Raw genomic sequence first — 17,300 nt, 5'->3', positions numbered from 1 at the left:
ACCTCACTGTTCTTCTATTGATATCATTTTCCCATCCTTCATTCTCATTTTAACGTCTGCCTCGGCCGCAATGTAGGGATTATGAGTAACAATGATGACTACATAATCTTTTTCATGTGCCAGTTTCAGCAGCAGTTCTACAATATTCTCCTCATTCTCCGAGTCCAGATTCCCAGTCGGCTCATCTGCGAGGAGAATCTTCCCGCCTGCCGCCATTGCCCTTGCAATCGCAACCCTCTGCTGCTCGCCCCCGCTCATCATCTTCGGGTACTGCATCAGTTTCTTCCCGCTTAGTCCCACTTCCTCGAGACATTCTACAGCTTTATCTTTTGCTGCTTTACGCGGAATACCCTGAAGCTCCATTGGATACATGACATTCTCCCATGCGGTCAGCAGCGGGAATAAATGAAACGCCTGATATACTACTGAAGCCCGCTTACGCCTGTATGCATCCCTGTCGATTTCCGCCAGATTCTCTCCGTCTACAACAATCCTGCCCTCTCCGGGCTGGTCAAGTCCCGCAAGCAGGGACAGAAATGTGCTTTTCCCGCTCCCGGATTCGCCTGTCACCGCATACATCTTCCCAGATTCAAATGTACAGGATACCTTTTTTACCGCCTCGATCGTCTGGTATTTATTCTGATAAAAATAGCTGATATTTTCTACTTTAATTCTCTCCATATATCCCTCTCAATCTCTGTGTGATAACACAGCCGCAACGCTAAATCTTCCAAACATCCACATAGCCGCAGCCGTTCCTGCTGCATAGCAGGCCAGAAACAATACCCATACCAGCAGTGCATCCCTGATATCTGCCGACTGGAATAAAAGCCCAGTCATTGCCCCGGCTACGCCGCCTGCAGCAGCCAGCAGAAAGTGTTCTGTAAAAAACAACAGACTGCACCGTCTTCTGCCTGTTCCGAGTGCGCGCATAATGGCATATTCTTCCCGCCTGCCCTGCAGTAACAGGTGGGGCACGATATATCCCAGCATCACCACGACCAGGAGTACAAACGGAAGGAACCCTTCCAGCAGCGACAGACTTTTTTTCAGGCTTGTAACCGTATCAATGAAGACTGCATCATCAATTTTCAGGCCGGCACCCGCAAAGGAGGCGGGTGATCCCTGAATTACAGACTGAAGCCCTGCATCCTTCAATTCCTTTTTTAATGCATTGAGTTCCATTGGATCTTTTACAACAAAAGACAGAGACGATGCAAAATATGTCTTGTCACAGTCTTCAAAAATCCGCTTTCCCATTTCGAGAGGCAGAATCACATCCGGCACATCTGTCTCCTTATCTACATTGCTGAAATCACCAACACCCACAACTTCCATATTCACAGTCTCAAGAGATTCCCTTTCCAGACTGACACCTGCCATATTCTGCCGGTACCGTTCCATAGAAAAGGAAAGCGTATCTTTCATTTGTGTCTGTCTCTCTTCGGAAAATGTCCCGTTCACGATGCAGACATCCCTGCTCTCCTGAAACTTCTTCCAGTCCCAGCCATCTGCCCATGTAATATCCTCTTCTGAAAATTCTTCAACAGCATCCGTACGATTCATGCCTGTAAGCATATATAAATCGGATTCTTCCCTGCCAGAATCCTGAAGGTACCCCAGAAATTCCACTCCTTCTGCAATCTGTTTCGTATGGGAGGACCCATAGACCGTATCCAGTACCCGCTGTGGGATAAATAACCCTGACTTGAGTTCTGCACAGACGTTCCAGACCTGGGCTGATACAGTAAGTTTTTCGGGCAGCTCCTTTAGCTGCAATTTTGCGCTGTTAAGATTTCCGAGATAAAAGGACATGACCAGAACAATCAGCAGGCTGATCACTCCATTCAGTATACTTTTCAGCCGGTGCCGCCGGATATTGACAGAAACCGTGTGCACCCCCTGAAAAAACATTCTCCTTTTTTCCGGAATCTCCCGTTCAATTTTTTCATATTTTTTTCTTTTGCAAACGATCTTCACCACAGCCTTACCTGTCTCTTCATTCCCCTCTAAGATTCTGGCCGCTGTGTAGGTAACCCCTTCCAGCGTAAATTCAGGATACATGCCCGGCTTTATCATCTGGAACTTCACGTTTTGCTCCAAGGCATACTCCCGCAGGACTTTTTCAAACATCCCAGCCGTATTCACATCCTGTGATGTATAAAACGTAATCTTCCCCTGCTGCTCCTGCAGGGCCACCTGCTTATAATCGTCTACAATTCTGGCAAATATGCCTCCGTTTTGGGACATGTTCTCCATTTTTTCCAGATAACTGTCCACATCGACCGTTTCAGTTTTTTCTTTATGGATGCTCGTGCAGACCTCGATCGCCGCCTGAAGCTGCCGCTGCTGCTTCTGCAGGGCCTCCTGCTGCCGGGCGGCCGCCTCTTTAAGAGATACCTCTTCATTCAGGATACTTTCGATTTCCTTCAATGGCATATCAAGCATCCGGAGCATCTTGATCAGTTTCAGACGCCGGACATCTTCTTTTGAATAATCTCTGTATGCATTCCCTGTCTCCCGGACCGGTTCGAGCAATCCCTGCTTTTCATAATAGCGTATGTTCTGCCTTGTGATACCAGTCAATTCTTCAACTTGTTTTGTATTCAAAGATCCACCCCCTTCTTGCTCCCCCGCCCCGGCATACACTTGCTTTCCGCTGTAGAATAGACGGGTTTCATACATTTCTGCTGTTTGATACGTTTATTTTAAGGTGTATAGCAGGTATACAGTCAAGCTTTTTGCGTAATTCACCTTAATTTTTCCCAAAAAAGAAGCATCTGAACTTTTCAGTCCGGATGCTGTCTTTTTCATCTATAGAACAAATTTATACTGATGCAGAGTCTCCAAATAATCTCTCTGCCTCTTCCATGTTTTTCACAACAGGCACACCGAAAGGACAACGCTCTTCACAGCTTTTACAGCCGATGCACTCATCCCCCTTATGCAGAAGCCCGTTATAATGTGAACGGATAGAAGCCGGCACCTGCCCCGGTGTAAGACGCGCTATATCGAGATACTTGTTGACCGCGGCAATATCTATTTCAGACGGACAGGGCTGGCAGTGCCCACAGTAGACACAGTTTCCCTGAAAATCATTTCTCATGGTCGAAATTACCTGCGAATAATCTTTTTTCTCTTCATCCAGATCAAAATAACTGACCGCGGACTGTACTTCTTCTATCGTCTGTGCTCCTACCATGACACTTCCGACAGACGGACGTGATAGAGCATAATGGATGCACTGCGGCACAGTAAGCGGCTGTCCGAATGGTGTATGTTCTTTCGAAATCAGCTTCCCGCCGCCGAGTGATTTCATTACTGTGATCCCTATCTGCTTTGCACTGCAGATCCGGTAAAGTTCTGCCCGCTTCGGATCAAGCCCCCTATATAATTTTACACCCATGTCAGTTTCCATATGGTCAAATATGGATTCCTCCGATGGCAGCATATCGAATGCCGGATTGATGCTGAACATCATCATTTCCGGGATCCCTGTATTGATCACTTTTGCCGCTGTGACCGGATTATGTGAACTGAATCCGATATGCCTGATATCGCCCTTTTCTTTCAGCCGTACCACATAATCAATAAACTTCGTCTCAAAAACATCCTGATAATCTTTCTCTGTATCAATAAAAAACATCATACCATAATCTATGTAGCCAAAAATACGAAGCATATCTTCGAAATATTTCTTTACCGTCGGCAGGTCACGGCTGATATCGTACTGCTGATTCACGTCAGTAGAGCCGATGTGTCCCTGGATCATCACCTGGTCCCGCCTGTTCCCGACCGCCTTTGCGATGTTCTCACGTATCTCCCGGCCCGGCATGAACACATCAAATATGTTGATACCACTGTCAATGGCTGTATTGATTACCTCACTCACCTGTTGGTACGGTTTCCCATCAAGGTTCTCACATCCCAGACCGATAGCGCTCACCTTTTTTCCTGTCTTTCCAAGTTCATTATAGTACATACACATTTCCTCCTGTCCGGGCAGTTTAAACTGCCCTCAAGCTTTTGTTTTTTATCCCTGTTCTTTACAGGCGATTTTCTTCCACATAAACCGTATAACAAGAAACAGGGCCGCAACAATCAGTACTGCTTTGATAAACGCTGCATATTTCCCTATGTATACGAGCACCACTTCCCATGAGGCCCCCAGAACTGCCCCCAGTGACACAAGGATAATATTCCATACTGTGCTTCCGATTACCGTATAAACCAGAAAGACCGGCATGCCAATGCCAGCCATTCCTGCCGGGACCGAGACGAGGCTCCGGATGATCGGAACACAGCGCCCCAGCAGAATCGCCTTTTTCCCATGTTTATCAAACCATCCAATTGTCTTTTCCACATCTTCCTTTTCAAATCCAAGTATTTTAAAAAGTCTTCCCTTCGTCAAAGTCTCCAGACGCTCCGGATTTAACGCAGTCCCTACCCAGTACAATACAATTGCACCGATTGTAGAACCAAGTGTCGAGAAGATAATCACCCCCGGCACGGTAAGCCGCGTATAGGTCGTCATGAATCCCCCGAAAGTCAGAATCACCTCCGATGGGATCGGGGGAAAGATATTTTCCACCGCGATCAGAAAGCAGACTCCCAGATATCCAAACTGGTTCATGATCTGAATCATTAATTCCTGCATATACTCATCCCTGATTTACATTATTATGTATCTTAAGTATATGTGGAATTTTGAGAATCATTCCCTGCAAATTCATTTACACCGGGATGGTTCAGCATGCTGCATTTTCATTCTTCTGTGCCGTAAAATGTATAGCAGTTGCGTCCGGCATCTTTTGACCGGTACAGCGCCGTGTCCGCATGTTCAAGCAGAACCCCTAGGTCAAAACCGCTTATCATGGATGTTGTAACCCCGATACTTGCTGTAATCTGTACCTGGTATTTCCCGTTACTATAAATACAGCGCAGTTTTTCCCTGAGCCACTCTACTTTTCTGGTCAGCGCCTCCATCGTAATATCTTTCACGAGCACACAGAATTCATCCCCTCCGAATCTGCCCACTACATCCTGGCTTGAAAAAATGGCCTTTAATGTCTGCGCAGCATCTTTTATCGCCTTATCCCCTTCCATATGCCCAAGCAGGTCATTGATATTCTTAAAATGATCCAGATCGACAAAAAGTACGGCACACTCTTCATCCAGATTCTGCCTTAGATATTCTTTTGACTCACGGCGGAATGCTTCTTTATTATACAGTCCGGTCAGGGGATCCATTCTGGACTTCTCTGCCAGATTCTTCTTTTCTCTCATATCCCGGTCCACATCCCGGATCAGCCCCAGTATCTCCAGCGGATCACCTTCCGAATCCAGCATAATAAACTGGCTGACACTGCACCAGAGGGCCCGTCCGTCTGCCAGCATCAGGCGCACCGTTATATTCGTATCCTCAAGTGCATCCAGCGATTTTCTAAAGTTCTCCGTAAATGCAGCCTGATCTTCCGGATGGACACGCCATATGCTTAAAATCTCGGCCGCATCCAGTCGTTTATAGGTTTGCATAAGTCTCCAGCCAAACTTCCGGCAAAAAGACTCTGAAGTTTTAATTTCCTTTTGTGCAAATTGGATCTCATAAACGATCTGCTCCGTCTTGTCAATCAGCAGCTGGTGTTTTTGCTCCTCTAGTTTTAACTGCTCTTGTATCGCAACCTCCTGTGAAATATCCATGATCACACAATACAGTTTGATCAGTCCCTGCTCATCAGCAGCAAGTGTCCCATTAAATAACGCTGGAATATAGGAACCGTCCCGCCTTCGCACACGCAGCCTTAAAGAAACGGAACCTGCATCTCCCTCATCCGCCTTCTCCATAAGTCCGGCAAGCTGTTCTTTATCATCCTCATGGACATACATCACATAGTTATCCTGCTCTGGCTGTTTCATCCTGTCTGCATCATACTCCAGAAGATTCCAGAAGCCTTCGTTTGCATAGAGAAGGTGCAGTTCCCGGTCAGGCTGGAGAATCAATACACCGCCGTTTATATTATTTGTAATATTCTCCAGCTGCTTTTCACTGTTTCTGAGTATTTCCAGATTTTTCTTTTTTATCCGCATGGAATATGCCGCTGCACAGCCTGCTGCAGCCAGTGCCGCTATAACGGCCATACACATATATTGATAGCGGTATATGAAATCTCCCAGTGTGAACTGGTAGCGTCTCTTTGTTGTCTGGTCGATCAGTATTTTCGATATCTCATCCTCGGTTATGTTATTGATTCCTTTGTTGATCACCTTTATAAGAAGTGGATTGGATAAATCCTCATCCAATGTATCATTGCCCGATTTATAAAGCACGGGAGACAGGCTCTGTGCATCCCCGATGCCTTCTGCCGCCAGAGCATTCAGGCTTTCATATCTCGGTTTCTGGAGCAGACGGTCTATGGAATACTGGTTATGCAGCATAGCATCCGCCTCCCCGGATTTCACAGCCTCCAGACATTGTTCCGGCGTCTCATAAGTCACAATATGAAAGGACGGATATGTATTTTTAAGAACGGTTCCGAGTGTCTGGGAGCCTGATACAATTGCCAGCGTCAACTCTTTCTCTGTATCAAATTCTGTGTCCTTTTTACAAACAACTACTTTTTTTGCCTGGAAATAGGGACTGGACAGATGCACCCCCGGACTCTTCGCATTCACACTGTTATACTCCACGCAGGCAATCAGGTCAACGCCTTTCGCCCGCAGATCTTCATAAGTAACCTGTCCGGCGGGAAGTGCCTCGTATTTGAACTTCAATCCTGTATTTGCCGCCACCCGGTCCAGGATATCCCGGGTAATTCCTGCCGTCTCACCGCTCTCCTTATCCAGATAAGATACCGGATCCGTATTCACCGGACATCCCACAATGAGTTCCCTCATCCCCTGTGCAAATTCGATCTCTTCTTTTGTCAGAATCTCTGCATCAAATACCGGGAAATATCTACTTCTCAGTTCCTGTTCAAACTGGGGCGATTCTACATCGATCTGATACATGGCCTCGTTCAGTCCGGACATAAGAACACGGTCATTCTTATTTGCCATAAAATAATATTGGGAAGTTCCGAATCTCCCCAGCAGGCTCATCGTTTTCTGCGTGCGCATGATATTGTCCACAAGGGCATCGATTTCACCTGCATTCAATGCCTCCACCATAGACTCAAAGTCTTTATAGTACATAATATCAGGTGTGAATTGATGCTCACTGGCATAAGCTGCAAATGTCTCACTGTGGATAGAACCCTTTTCTACTCCAAACGTCATATGGGAAAATGCCTCAAAGTCTTCATAAATGCATTCATTCGTATTCAAAGCCATGACTGCACCGTACGTCTTACCCAGTGGAAGTGAGGAAAACAGGAACTCCGCATCCCTTTCTGTCGTAAACTGTGACGGAGAAAGAAGGTCGATCTCACCATTTCTGAGTGCCTCCATTCCCTTTTCCCAACTGGCAAGCCTGACATATTCTATGTTCCACCCGGTAATCTCTGATACCCTTGAAAGATAATCTGCCTCATAACCTTCTACTTCCCCGTTCTCATTTTCAGCATGGTAATTTTCCAGCGGATAATATCCGACTCTGACCGTCTCTCCCGATGCCGCAGCAGCATGACTGTCAAATGCAGCAGACAGGACAAAACAGAAAACCAGTAATGTCAGCAGCACCACGCTATACTTCTTCCTTTTCAAATTCCCCCACACCCTTCCCGTCTTCCGCCCGGATACAAGGCATTCTGAACTCAAAAAATGCCACGCAGGACTGATTTTTACAAATGCTTATCTATTTCCATAGTATAGCATATTTTCTGTCCTGCGGGGCATGTTATTTTCCCGTGAATCTCATAAACTTAATGTATTTTTACCCTATTTTCAATTATGCATCTTCAGCCAGTTCCCTTGTCCCTGTCCTTTTTATCCTCCGGGATATCAGATAAGAAAAAGCGGTCAGGAATCCGGCAAGGATGGACACAGGAAGGATAATTGCAGGTACCGTCACATCTGCATGGAACTGTGCAATACCGATCGTCCGAAACAGGATGCCGAACATCTTATTTGTAAACAGATACACGGCTGCAATTCCCAGAACTGCCCCCGCCAGCCCTGCGAGGCCAAACATATACGCAAACTGCAGGCGAAGGGTTTTCAAATGATATCCCATGCTTCTCTGAATCGCGAACTCCCTCTTCTGCCGTTTCAACAATGTGACTGCAAGCAGGAATGTTACCAGCCCCGTCATAAGAACCGCAAGCAGATAGAACAGGACAACCAGCGCAAGGATACCGGCCTGGGCCTCCTTCATAGATGATTCAATCTCATTTCCCACATCCTCGATCTTCAGGTTCATCTTTTCATCCTCTGCCAGCCTTTTGATCTGTTTTATATTCTGTGAAAGACTTTCTTCATCGTTTAAAACAATTTCACATGTGCTGTACTTGAAATCCGGGGCAATCCGTAACATTCCCCCGTAAGTCACACATGCGATCTTACCACCGTCATTGCTGGACTGATAGTATCCGGTAATCAAATACTCCTCTTTGCGGTCCTGTTCTTCAATCACAACGGTATCACCGATCTGTTTTCCCAGATATTCCGCCGCGATCTTCGTTGTCATAATCTCATTATTATATTTCGGGATCCTTCCTTCCAATGGTTCCTGATGATTTTCATCCGTAAATTCACTGACAGCTAAAAGCAGCATCTTCTGCCCGTCTATGCTCATATATTCATGTTCCGAAGAGTAAACAAGCTTTACATTATCCTGTTTTTTCACCATTTCAATGAAGTCCTCAAACCGTTTATCGTTCTCCGGCGTTTTTTCGGCCCTGTCTGTGATTGTAATATCTGAAACAGTGCTGCCAAACAGAGCAGACAGTTTCTTGAGATCATGCAGGTTTTCATTTAATGCCGAAATGCTGATCATGGAAAATATCATGAAACCGCAGACAAATACGAGCAGTGCAAACTGCCCCGTCCTTACGGACAGATTTTTTACCGCCATCCGAAGCGGCAGCGGCAGAAATCCCAGTTTTTCCAGTGGAATCTGGAGGCGGCTTTTAAAATAGATGTCTTCATTCCCGTTCCTGATTGCCTGAACCGTAGACAATTTCTTGATTTTTCTTAAACTGATCCATGTGACCGACAGGATGAACAGGAAAATGAGAAGAACCGATAACACGGCAGGAAGGACCTTCATACCCCCGTGCCACAGGATTCCTGTCCCATCCATTGCATAACTTCCGATCACCGGAATCGTATATACCGACCCAATAAATCCACATAGACCGCCGCCTGCTGCAAGCAGGAATATCTGAAGTACTTTTGCTGCAACCAGGGAATTCTTTGTATATCCCACGGCATGCAGGGCACCAATCTCCCGATAGTCATCCTCCAATGAGGATAAGAGCAGGTACCGTATAGTGATCAACAGAATCATTAGCAGCAGAAGTCCAAACAGAAAGATCAGGCTCAGGAAAATATCTGTCAGTAGCATTGTTGCCGTTTTTAACAAGGTACTTTCTGTATACATCGTTCCCGTGCTTGTTACTCTTGTCTTCTCATTCAGTTTCTTCATGACTTCTGACAAGCTGGCTTCTTTATGCGGCTTCAGCCACATTCCCATCAGTTTCCCGTGGCAGGTACTCTCTGCGGTAAACAGACTTCGGAATGTCTCTTCTTCCATGAAAAACTGCTTAAAGCCTATCATTGTGCCGCCCAGAAACGGATCCTCGAAGAATCCTGCCACCGGATATTCCACACTCCGGTCTGAAAATTTCAGCCGGACCTTATCTCCTATTTTTAGTCCCTGCGAAGATTTCAGACTGATCGGGAGATAGACTCCGTCTTCCCTCCATTCCCCCTCGGCGAGGGAATACTTATCCGGCACCGCCCGCAGGAAAACACTGCTGGAATACCAGTCGGCATCCCCCATTTTGACAGAATTATTGTCCGTCATCAACAGGATGTCTTCCAGAAAACAGTTTTCCACTTCTTTCTGCTTCTGCAGCTTTTCGTAAACTTCTGTCCCCTCCCCGATCTGCTGTGCCGAATAAATATTAACAATCTCGGGCGTTCCTGTCTTTTTGGATATGTCCTCATACGTTTCATCACTTTTCCATATAACAGATACCGTCGTTGCCAGCAGAATCGTAATCAGCAGGGAAAGGAGAAAGATAATGACAGACTGGCCTTTCCTTTTGCGCAGGTCATTTTTTAATATCATGAAGCTTCCCATGCTACCACCCCATTCCTGACAGCCAGCCGATCAGCTGCTTCTCTCTGACGGGTGCTTCTGTTTCCTGATAAGGGGGCATGGTGAGTTCTCCCTCTATTTTTCCATCCTTCAGATACAGAATACGGTCCGCCCTCAATGCCGCTTTCAGGTCATGGGTAACCATGAGTATGTTCTGCCCGTTGCGGCTCATTGAATAAAGCAGGTCCAGAATTTCCTTCCCTGCCGACGAATTAAGTGCTCCGGTAGGCTCATCTGCAAACAATATCTTAGGATGGTTAATCAAAGCCCTGGCAATCGCACACCTCTGCTGCTGTCCTCCTGACATCTGGGCCGGCAGCCTGCCGCCAAGCTCCGGTATTCCCGTCAGCTTTAGAAATGCCTCTGCCTCACGGTGTACCTCCTTCCTTGCACGGCCTTTCTTCAGATAACCGGCTGCACAGATATTCTCAAAGCTGCTCATATGGGATAACAGATTCATCTGCTGAAAGATAAATCCTGCCGTCTCCTGACGGAACCTTGCAATTTCCCTGTCTTTTTTCCCCGGCAGTTCTTCCCCGCAGACCTTCACACTCCCGCTTGTCAGCTTATCCATTCCGCTTAACATATAAAGCAGCGTGGATTTTCCCGAACCGCTGGCCCCCATGATGACTGTAAACTGTCCCTCGTGGATCTCCAGATTAATGTTTCGCAATACGTGTATCTGATGTCCTTCGCTTGCATAGCTCTTACATAAGTTCGTTGTCTCGATCAAATTCTGCATATTTTTCTCCTCCTTGTAATGCCATACTAGCGCAGGAAAGATTAAATAATCTTTAAATCTGGTCCTCTTCTTTTAATAACCCGGAAATTCTTTCATCTATCTTATGTGTTGTGATGTACTCATAGGTCGCTTCCGGTACATACTGCCTCCACTGGCAGTTTCGGCCTATCGCCTGACGGATCATTGTAGAAGATATGTGCTTCGGAATGTTTTCCCACAAAACCATGACCGAGTAGCCCATTTCCTCAATCCGGTCTTTTTTGCAGTAGCCCCATTCGTCCAGAATCGTGATGAAATGACAGGCATTTTCCGGCACATAGCTTTTTATAAACTTAGGTCTTTCAATAGGATATGGTATGATATCGAATTCCTCCCTTTTTACCCCCGCTTCCAGCAAAGCATTCCTAATGATACACATCCTTTCATAATATGTGCATGGGTTTGCCGCCCGCTTCCCCCTGTTCCTGTCCGCCTTTTCCTCATGCCCCGGAACGCCATCCGGGGAAGTTATACCCACCAACAGGTAACTGCACTGTTCTTTTGCACTTAATACATACTGTAAATGTTCCTTATGGAAGATCTGAAATCTTCCGCATACTACTCCTGTCTCAACCATGATTTCCTCCATATGGTTCCACCGCTTTCCCGCGGCTATGTTGTTATGATTCTTTACCGGCTCGTTTTAAACATAATGAGACTTCCAGCCCATCCTGATTCCTGAGCCTGATTTCCCCATTCATCTGTTTCATCAGTACTTCGCTGATATAGAGACCCAATCCTGCACCCTGCCGGCTCAGTGCATTGGCACCCCTGTAGAATTTCTGCCTGGCATAGAGAATATCTTCCGGCGGGATTCCGGGCCCGTTGTCCCTGATCCGGACGACAATATCTTTGCCTTCTCCTGTGAGACTTGCTTCTATTCTACTGCCCTCTGCATATTTCTGTGAATTGTTAATCACATTTTCTATAACCTGTGTCAGCCTTCTCTCATCCACGAACACCATTGCATCCGATAGATGTTCACGCATGAGCATAATTCCCTGCTCCTCTAATGGTTTCAATACCCGCTCCCATATCTCGTCTGTTTTTACAGGTATCGGGTCTACTGAAAGCCTGTCCATATCGTTCAGTGCATGCAAAAATAAATCATCTGTCAGTGCACTGATTTCATCACATTTTTTCATGATTACCTGCAGATACCGCTCTCTTCTCTTTGGCGGCGCATCCATCATGAGGGAGAGTCCCTCGCAGTAATTCCTTATATTTGCTGCCGGTGTCTTGATATCATGCGATATTCCCGCAATCATCGTCCTGTTTTTCTCCAGTGCCTCCTCTTCTTTCCGTCTTGCCTCTTTCAATTCTTCACGCATATGATCGAATGCCCAGGAGAACGTTCCGAACATCTGTGAGCGTTCAATTTCTAGAGGAAAGTCCAGATTCCCCATTGCCAGCTCCCCGGCGAACTTCTCCATACTAATAAAAGGACGTACAGAAGTATTGTAAAAATAAAGGAAAAATACAGTCATGCCCGTCACACAAATAAGTGACATCACCCCATACATATATTCCACCATCTCAGCGGTCCTCCAGATTTCCATATACTGAAGGATTCCCTGAAGCCGCCCCTGTTCCGTCTGTGAAAGATCCAGCTCATGTACAGCCTCATTCCACTCTACATTTATGTTTTCACCAAAAGAACGCCTGCTGATCCCGGCCCAGCCAGCTAAGAGCAGAATAACAGCTGCAGCATATGATATGAACATGATCCTGAAAAATCGTTTTTTCATTCGTCCTGATTCCTCTCTAAAGGGTAGTCCATTGAAACGTTTATTTTTCAAATCTATACCCTTTTCCATGTACAGTTAAAATATGCTCCGGTGCGGAAGGCTTCTCCTCAATCCGTTCCCTGAGCCAGCGGATATGTACCGGCAGAACGGACGGTGATGATTCGGAGCCATAGCCCCATACCTCCGTGAAGAGCCGCTCCTTCGTCAGGATTTCCCCCGGATGGGAAACCAGATATACAAGAAGATCATACATTTTTGCAGTAAAGTCCAAAGTCTTCCCTGCCTTCGATACATTTCCTGCCTTCTGGTCGATCACAATGTCTGCAAACTGGATCACATTCCTTGCACCATAGCCATATGTTCTCCTCAGAAGTGCCGCAATCCGTGAATACAGTTCCACCAGAGAATAAGGTTTAGCCAGATAATCATCCCCGCCCAACATCAGTCCGTTTACCTTATCTGTATCGTTTGTCCGGGCAGAAATAAATATCACCGGCACTTCCGTCTCCTGCCGCAGTTTCTCACAAAACCGGAATCCGTTCATCCCCGGCAGGTTAATGTCCAGAACGATCAGGATGACATGCTCTTTATACAGCCATGCAAAAGCTTCCTCTGCACTTTCTGCATACACGCAGTCCATAGAATGGTCACTCATATAATCCATCGCAATCTGTGCAAGATCTCTGTCATCTTCTACGAATAGGATTTTTCCTTCCATCTGTTTTTCCTCCTTCATTCTTCCATTAGGCTATCACATTCCCTGCCTGAATTGCAATCCCCCGCTTTCTATTTGTGTTACAAGCCTGAAATTTTTCCGATATATTTTCTAGCATGTATACAGGTGAATTACCAAACGCACTTTAAACGAAAAAGGGCTGGTAAAGAATTTCTCCTTAACCGGCCCTCCTGTATCCATGCAATATAACATTTTATGAAAAGTCTCTTACCAGCAGTTCACTGTTCTCAACAAAATCTTCGACTGTTGTAAATCCCAGTTTCTCCAGCATCTTCATCACATACGGGTTCTCCAGCGGTGTGGCAAACAATGCCTGGTCACCATATTCATCCACGAATCTTTTTCCTTCGTTTTTATTAAGAATGGCTTTCGGTCCGCCTACACATCCTCCGGGGCACCCCATCCCCTCGAAGAAGTTTGCATCTGTTTCCTGATTTTGTATACGGCTGATCAGCACCCTGCAGTCCTGAATCCCGTCGGCCTGTTCTGCCTTGACTTTGATCTTTCTGTCAGGACGAAGCTGCCTCTCCGTCTCCCTCACAGCCTCACTTACCCCACCTGTCCGGGCATAGATTCTTCCTGTACGTGATGAGTGTTCCTTTTCCTGATCTTCCAGTTCCTCCGGATGGATATCCGCCGCTTCGAAAATATCCTGTACTTCCTGAAATGTGAGGACATAATCAACAGCACCGGCAACATCCTTTTCACGGGCTTCGCTCTTTTTTGCCAGACACGGGCCGGCAAAGACAGTCACCGCATCCGGATGGAGAAGTTTGATCATGCGTCCGCAGGCGACCATCGGTGAAACAGCACCCGGTACATGCGGCATCAATTCCTTATACATCTTCCGGATCATGGCAATCCAGACAGGACAGCAGCAGCTCGTCAGCTGGTAATCCCCTTTTTCCAAAATATGCTTATCAAATTCCAGTGCTTCTTTCAGCGTCAGAATGTCTGCAAAAAGCGCGACCTCCACCATACCTGAAAAACCTAGTGCCCGAAAAGCCGTCCTTAGCTTTCCCGGTGTAACATTTTCTGTGAACTGGCCTAAGAATGCCGGTGCTACCATCATGTAGGCAGGCCCTTTGGCCTCTCTCACTGCCTTCATGGCCGGGAGGATATCCTTTCCCGCCGAGATATTATGATTCTCGCATGCATCTATACAGACTCCGCATCCGGTGCAAAGGTTTGGATTGATAAACAATTTCCCGTCACTGCCCTCTTCTATGGCATCAAAAATACAGCTGTTCTGGCACGCCCTCTCATATGCACAGTCCGTACACGGTTCATCAAACAGAACCGGGGCATTTCTTTCCGGATGCAGCAGACAATCCAGATGATATGGCTCGTATTCCGGCGGCAGAGGCGCCTTCAATGATACTTTCTGCGCCAGAATATCCCGATAAAGCTCGTCAAATGTCTTCATTCTCAGTTCTCCTAATCTCCCAAATCAAACATATGGAATATTATGGACAACCCGACAGAAAATATTCGCAGCACACTGTAAAAAGCTGTTAAATTTAAAGTGCTCATATCATTATCGGCCAGCAGATAAATTCTCCAGCCTTTTTCTCAATTCTGCAATCTGTTTTGCCTGTTCATTTATCTGCTCTGCCTGTTCATTTATCTGCTCTGCCTGTTCATTTATCAATTTCTCCTGTTCTTCAATCATATATTGTACTGTATTCCTGTCCAATTCCGCCAGTTCTTTTGAATACATCTGCATCACCCTTTCAATATTACAGCACATATTATAAATTTCTTCATACATGGCTTTAAACTTCGGATATGCTTCTATCAGCCCTATTATCTTCTCCGGCTCATCATATACCACAAAAGACAGCCATGCCTCCAATTCGCTATCTATAATTTTATTGTGCATGTTTTCCTTAAAGATGTCAAGAGGGATGAGTATATACTCCTGCAGCGTTTCTAATTGGAGCATGGTATCGAATACCTGCTTTGATTTATGTATATAATGTTCCTTTAGCAAATGAAATTCCTGTGTGCTCTTTTCAAAAAACACAATTGTATATACGGTTTTGATATCCCGATATGTAAATTTATTTTTCCGTTCACTTTTCACCCGCTTATACTGTCTTAACAAAGTATCCGCCGAGTAACACGCCACCCTCTGACCTGGAAATGCATAACCGATTTTCTGGATTTCGATATTCGCAAGACTTCCATCATCTAACTCAACAAGCATATCTGTGATCAAAAGGCTCTGCTCATCTGCTATCCTCACAGAGTCATTTGGCAGGACCTGGCATATCCTTACCTTTCTTTTTAAGATCAGTGATAAGATTTCTTCTAATCTTTCCGGATGATATTCCGGACTGAATATTTCCTTGAAAAATGAATCATATAACATCTTTACCCCTCTTGCTCCGGTACAGAAGTCCAAAAATTCTTCCTGCTGCTCGTCCTTCCATTGTTCGAATATGCCCAGCAGCTTATCGTCGTTTTTAATTTCTTTCAGCACCTCCCTTCTTGTCCGAATCATTGGAAAATAATTTTGCAGCAGTTTATCCATAGGCTGCTCCTCCTTTACATCATTCTTTTGTTTTTCTAATTTACGGATTTAACTTCGAAAACAAAGCACCGAAATAAATAGAAATCTCATGGACTGAATAAGGCCAGAATGCCATCCATTTAAGATAGATTCAGACTACCACTTTCAGAAAAAGCCGTCAATATTTACTTTCTAAAATTTAAATAATAAAGTTTAAAAATTTCTAAAATCAAAAAGGAAGCCTGCAGATGATCCTGCAAGGGGAATTGGGCCCCTTGCAGGTTTATCGTACTGACTTCCTTAATTTAGCCAATTCAGGTTATCCCAAGAACTAATGTTTCCTTTTCTCCCCCCAGAAAAACAGTGCCACCGTGCCCGGCCCTGTATGGCTTCCTATCGTTGTTCCCACGCTGTTGATTACGACTTTCCCCTGAAGCTTTGGGAACCGTGATTCAATCATATCTGCCACTTTCCGTGCATCCTCATAACAGTCCGAGTGGGATATGAAGCACTTCTTTGAATAATCCAGACCGCCTTCTGCAAAGAGCTCCATCTTATTCACGATCTCTTTGATTACTTTTTTCTTCCCCCTGATCTTAAACCGGGGAATCAGGCGTCCCTCATCATCCATATTCAAAAGTGGGCAGATGTCCAGAGCGGTTCCAAACCATCCTGAAACCTTCGAAATTCTTCCGCCTTTTACATAAAATGTAAGATCTGAAGAGAAAAACCAGTGATGCAGGTTGAGCCGGTATTCTTCCACCCAGCTGTAAACTTCATCTATACTCATGCCTTCATCGCGAAGATCTGCCAGCCGGTCCATAAGCAGTCCGTAACCGGAAGATGCACCGAACGAATCTACAATATAAATCTTTCGTTCCGGAAATTCCTCTTCCAACTCCTCTTTTGCAGTCATGGCTGAATTGATAACACCCGATATCCCCGAAGACAGGCAGACATGCAGGATGTCTTTGCCCTGTTTGAGAAAACCACGGAAATACTCTATAAATTCCCCGGCATTCACCTGAGAGGTTTTCGTATCTGCCCCTTCCTTCATCTTCGTATAGAAATCTTTAAATGGCATGCTCTGTCCTAAGTCATCCGCATATTCAACGCCGTCCATATAATAGTGAAAACAGATAAATGATATATCACGGGCTTTGAAATGCTCCGGTGACAAGTCAGCAGTAGAACAACAGCTTAATACATAATCTCCCATCATACATTTCCTCTCCTATCCTATATTTTCATGGCTAAAA

Annotated in this window: 13 protein-coding genes; all 13 read right to left on the bottom strand. The window is 45.5% G+C overall.

The features are described from left to right. Window positions 1-3 precede the first annotated feature (3 nt). The 13 genes from ABIN22_RS01790 to ABIN22_RS01730 all read right to left on the bottom strand — a co-directional run bounded on the left by ABIN22_RS01790 (window position 4) and on the right by ABIN22_RS01730 (window position 17,260). Window positions 4-681, bottom strand: a complete 678-nt coding sequence (locus tag ABIN22_RS01790) for an ABC transporter ATP-binding protein (protein WP_346906225.1) — start codon at window positions 679-681, stop codon at window positions 4-6. A gap of 9 nt (window positions 682-690) precedes the next feature. After that, on the bottom strand, window positions 691-2,610 hold the full coding sequence (locus tag ABIN22_RS01785; protein ID WP_346906224.1) for a MerR family transcriptional regulator: 1,920 nt from the start codon (window positions 2,608-2,610) through the stop codon (window positions 691-693). A 217-nt stretch (window positions 2,611-2,827) separates the two neighbouring features. Further along, window positions 2,828-3,982 carry an aldo/keto reductase gene (locus ABIN22_RS01780; protein ID WP_346906223.1) on the bottom strand — a complete coding sequence of 385 codons (1,155 nt, stop codon included), beginning with the start codon at window positions 3,980-3,982 and terminating at the stop codon, window positions 2,828-2,830. Window positions 3,983-4,033: 51 nt separating this feature from the next. Beyond that, a complete protein-coding gene (locus ABIN22_RS01775) occupies window positions 4,034-4,657 on the bottom strand; it encodes a DedA family protein (RefSeq protein WP_109729593.1) in 624 nt (207 codons plus the stop codon). Between the two features lie 107 nt (window positions 4,658-4,764). After that, window positions 4,765-7,701: a transporter substrate-binding domain-containing diguanylate cyclase gene (locus ABIN22_RS01770; protein ID WP_346906222.1), complete on the bottom strand. Its 2,937-nt coding sequence runs from the start codon at window positions 7,699-7,701 to the stop codon at window positions 4,765-4,767. A gap of 184 nt (window positions 7,702-7,885) precedes the next feature. Beyond that, entirely contained in the window at window positions 7,886-10,231 is a 2,346-nt protein-coding gene (locus tag ABIN22_RS01765; RefSeq protein ID WP_346906221.1) for an ABC transporter permease, read from the bottom strand. Window positions 10,232-10,244: 13 nt separating this feature from the next. Continuing rightward, window positions 10,245-11,003 carry an ABC transporter ATP-binding protein gene (locus ABIN22_RS01760; RefSeq protein ID WP_346906220.1) on the bottom strand — a complete coding sequence of 253 codons (759 nt, stop codon included), beginning with the start codon at window positions 11,001-11,003 and terminating at the stop codon, window positions 10,245-10,247. Window positions 11,004-11,055: 52 nt separating this feature from the next. After that, window positions 11,056-11,619 (bottom strand): nicotinate-nucleotide adenylyltransferase, encoded by a 564-nt coding sequence (locus tag ABIN22_RS01755; protein WP_346906219.1) that lies wholly within the window; start codon window positions 11,617-11,619, stop codon window positions 11,056-11,058. 43 nt (window positions 11,620-11,662) lie between these two features. Then, window positions 11,663-12,790, bottom strand: coding sequence for a sensor histidine kinase (locus ABIN22_RS01750; protein WP_346906218.1), 1,128 nt, complete (start codon window positions 12,788-12,790; stop codon window positions 11,663-11,665). A 40-nt stretch (window positions 12,791-12,830) separates the two neighbouring features. After that, window positions 12,831-13,508 carry a response regulator transcription factor gene (locus tag ABIN22_RS01745; protein ID WP_346906217.1) on the bottom strand — a complete coding sequence of 226 codons (678 nt, stop codon included), beginning with the start codon at window positions 13,506-13,508 and terminating at the stop codon, window positions 12,831-12,833. A 211-nt stretch (window positions 13,509-13,719) separates the two neighbouring features. Beyond that, complete coding sequence (locus tag ABIN22_RS01740; protein WP_346906216.1) at window positions 13,720-14,952, bottom strand: [Fe-Fe] hydrogenase large subunit C-terminal domain-containing protein; 1,233 nt, start codon at window positions 14,950-14,952, stop codon at window positions 13,720-13,722. A gap of 111 nt (window positions 14,953-15,063) precedes the next feature. Further along, window positions 15,064-16,062 (bottom strand): PD-(D/E)XK nuclease family transposase, encoded by a 999-nt coding sequence (locus ABIN22_RS01735; RefSeq protein WP_346906215.1) that lies wholly within the window; start codon window positions 16,060-16,062, stop codon window positions 15,064-15,066. A gap of 310 nt (window positions 16,063-16,372) precedes the next feature. Beyond that, complete coding sequence (locus ABIN22_RS01730) at window positions 16,373-17,260, bottom strand: DegV family protein (RefSeq protein WP_346906623.1); 888 nt, start codon at window positions 17,258-17,260, stop codon at window positions 16,373-16,375. Between the last annotated feature and the right edge of the window lie 40 nt (window positions 17,261-17,300).

The organism is Faecalicatena orotica (assembly GCF_905197545.1).
GTDB classification, from domain to species: Bacteria; Bacillota; Clostridia; order Lachnospirales; family Lachnospiraceae; genus Faecalicatena_A; species Faecalicatena_A orotica.
Note: the sequence above shows the minus strand (reverse complement) of the source record. Positions and strands in the feature narration are given on the sequence as shown.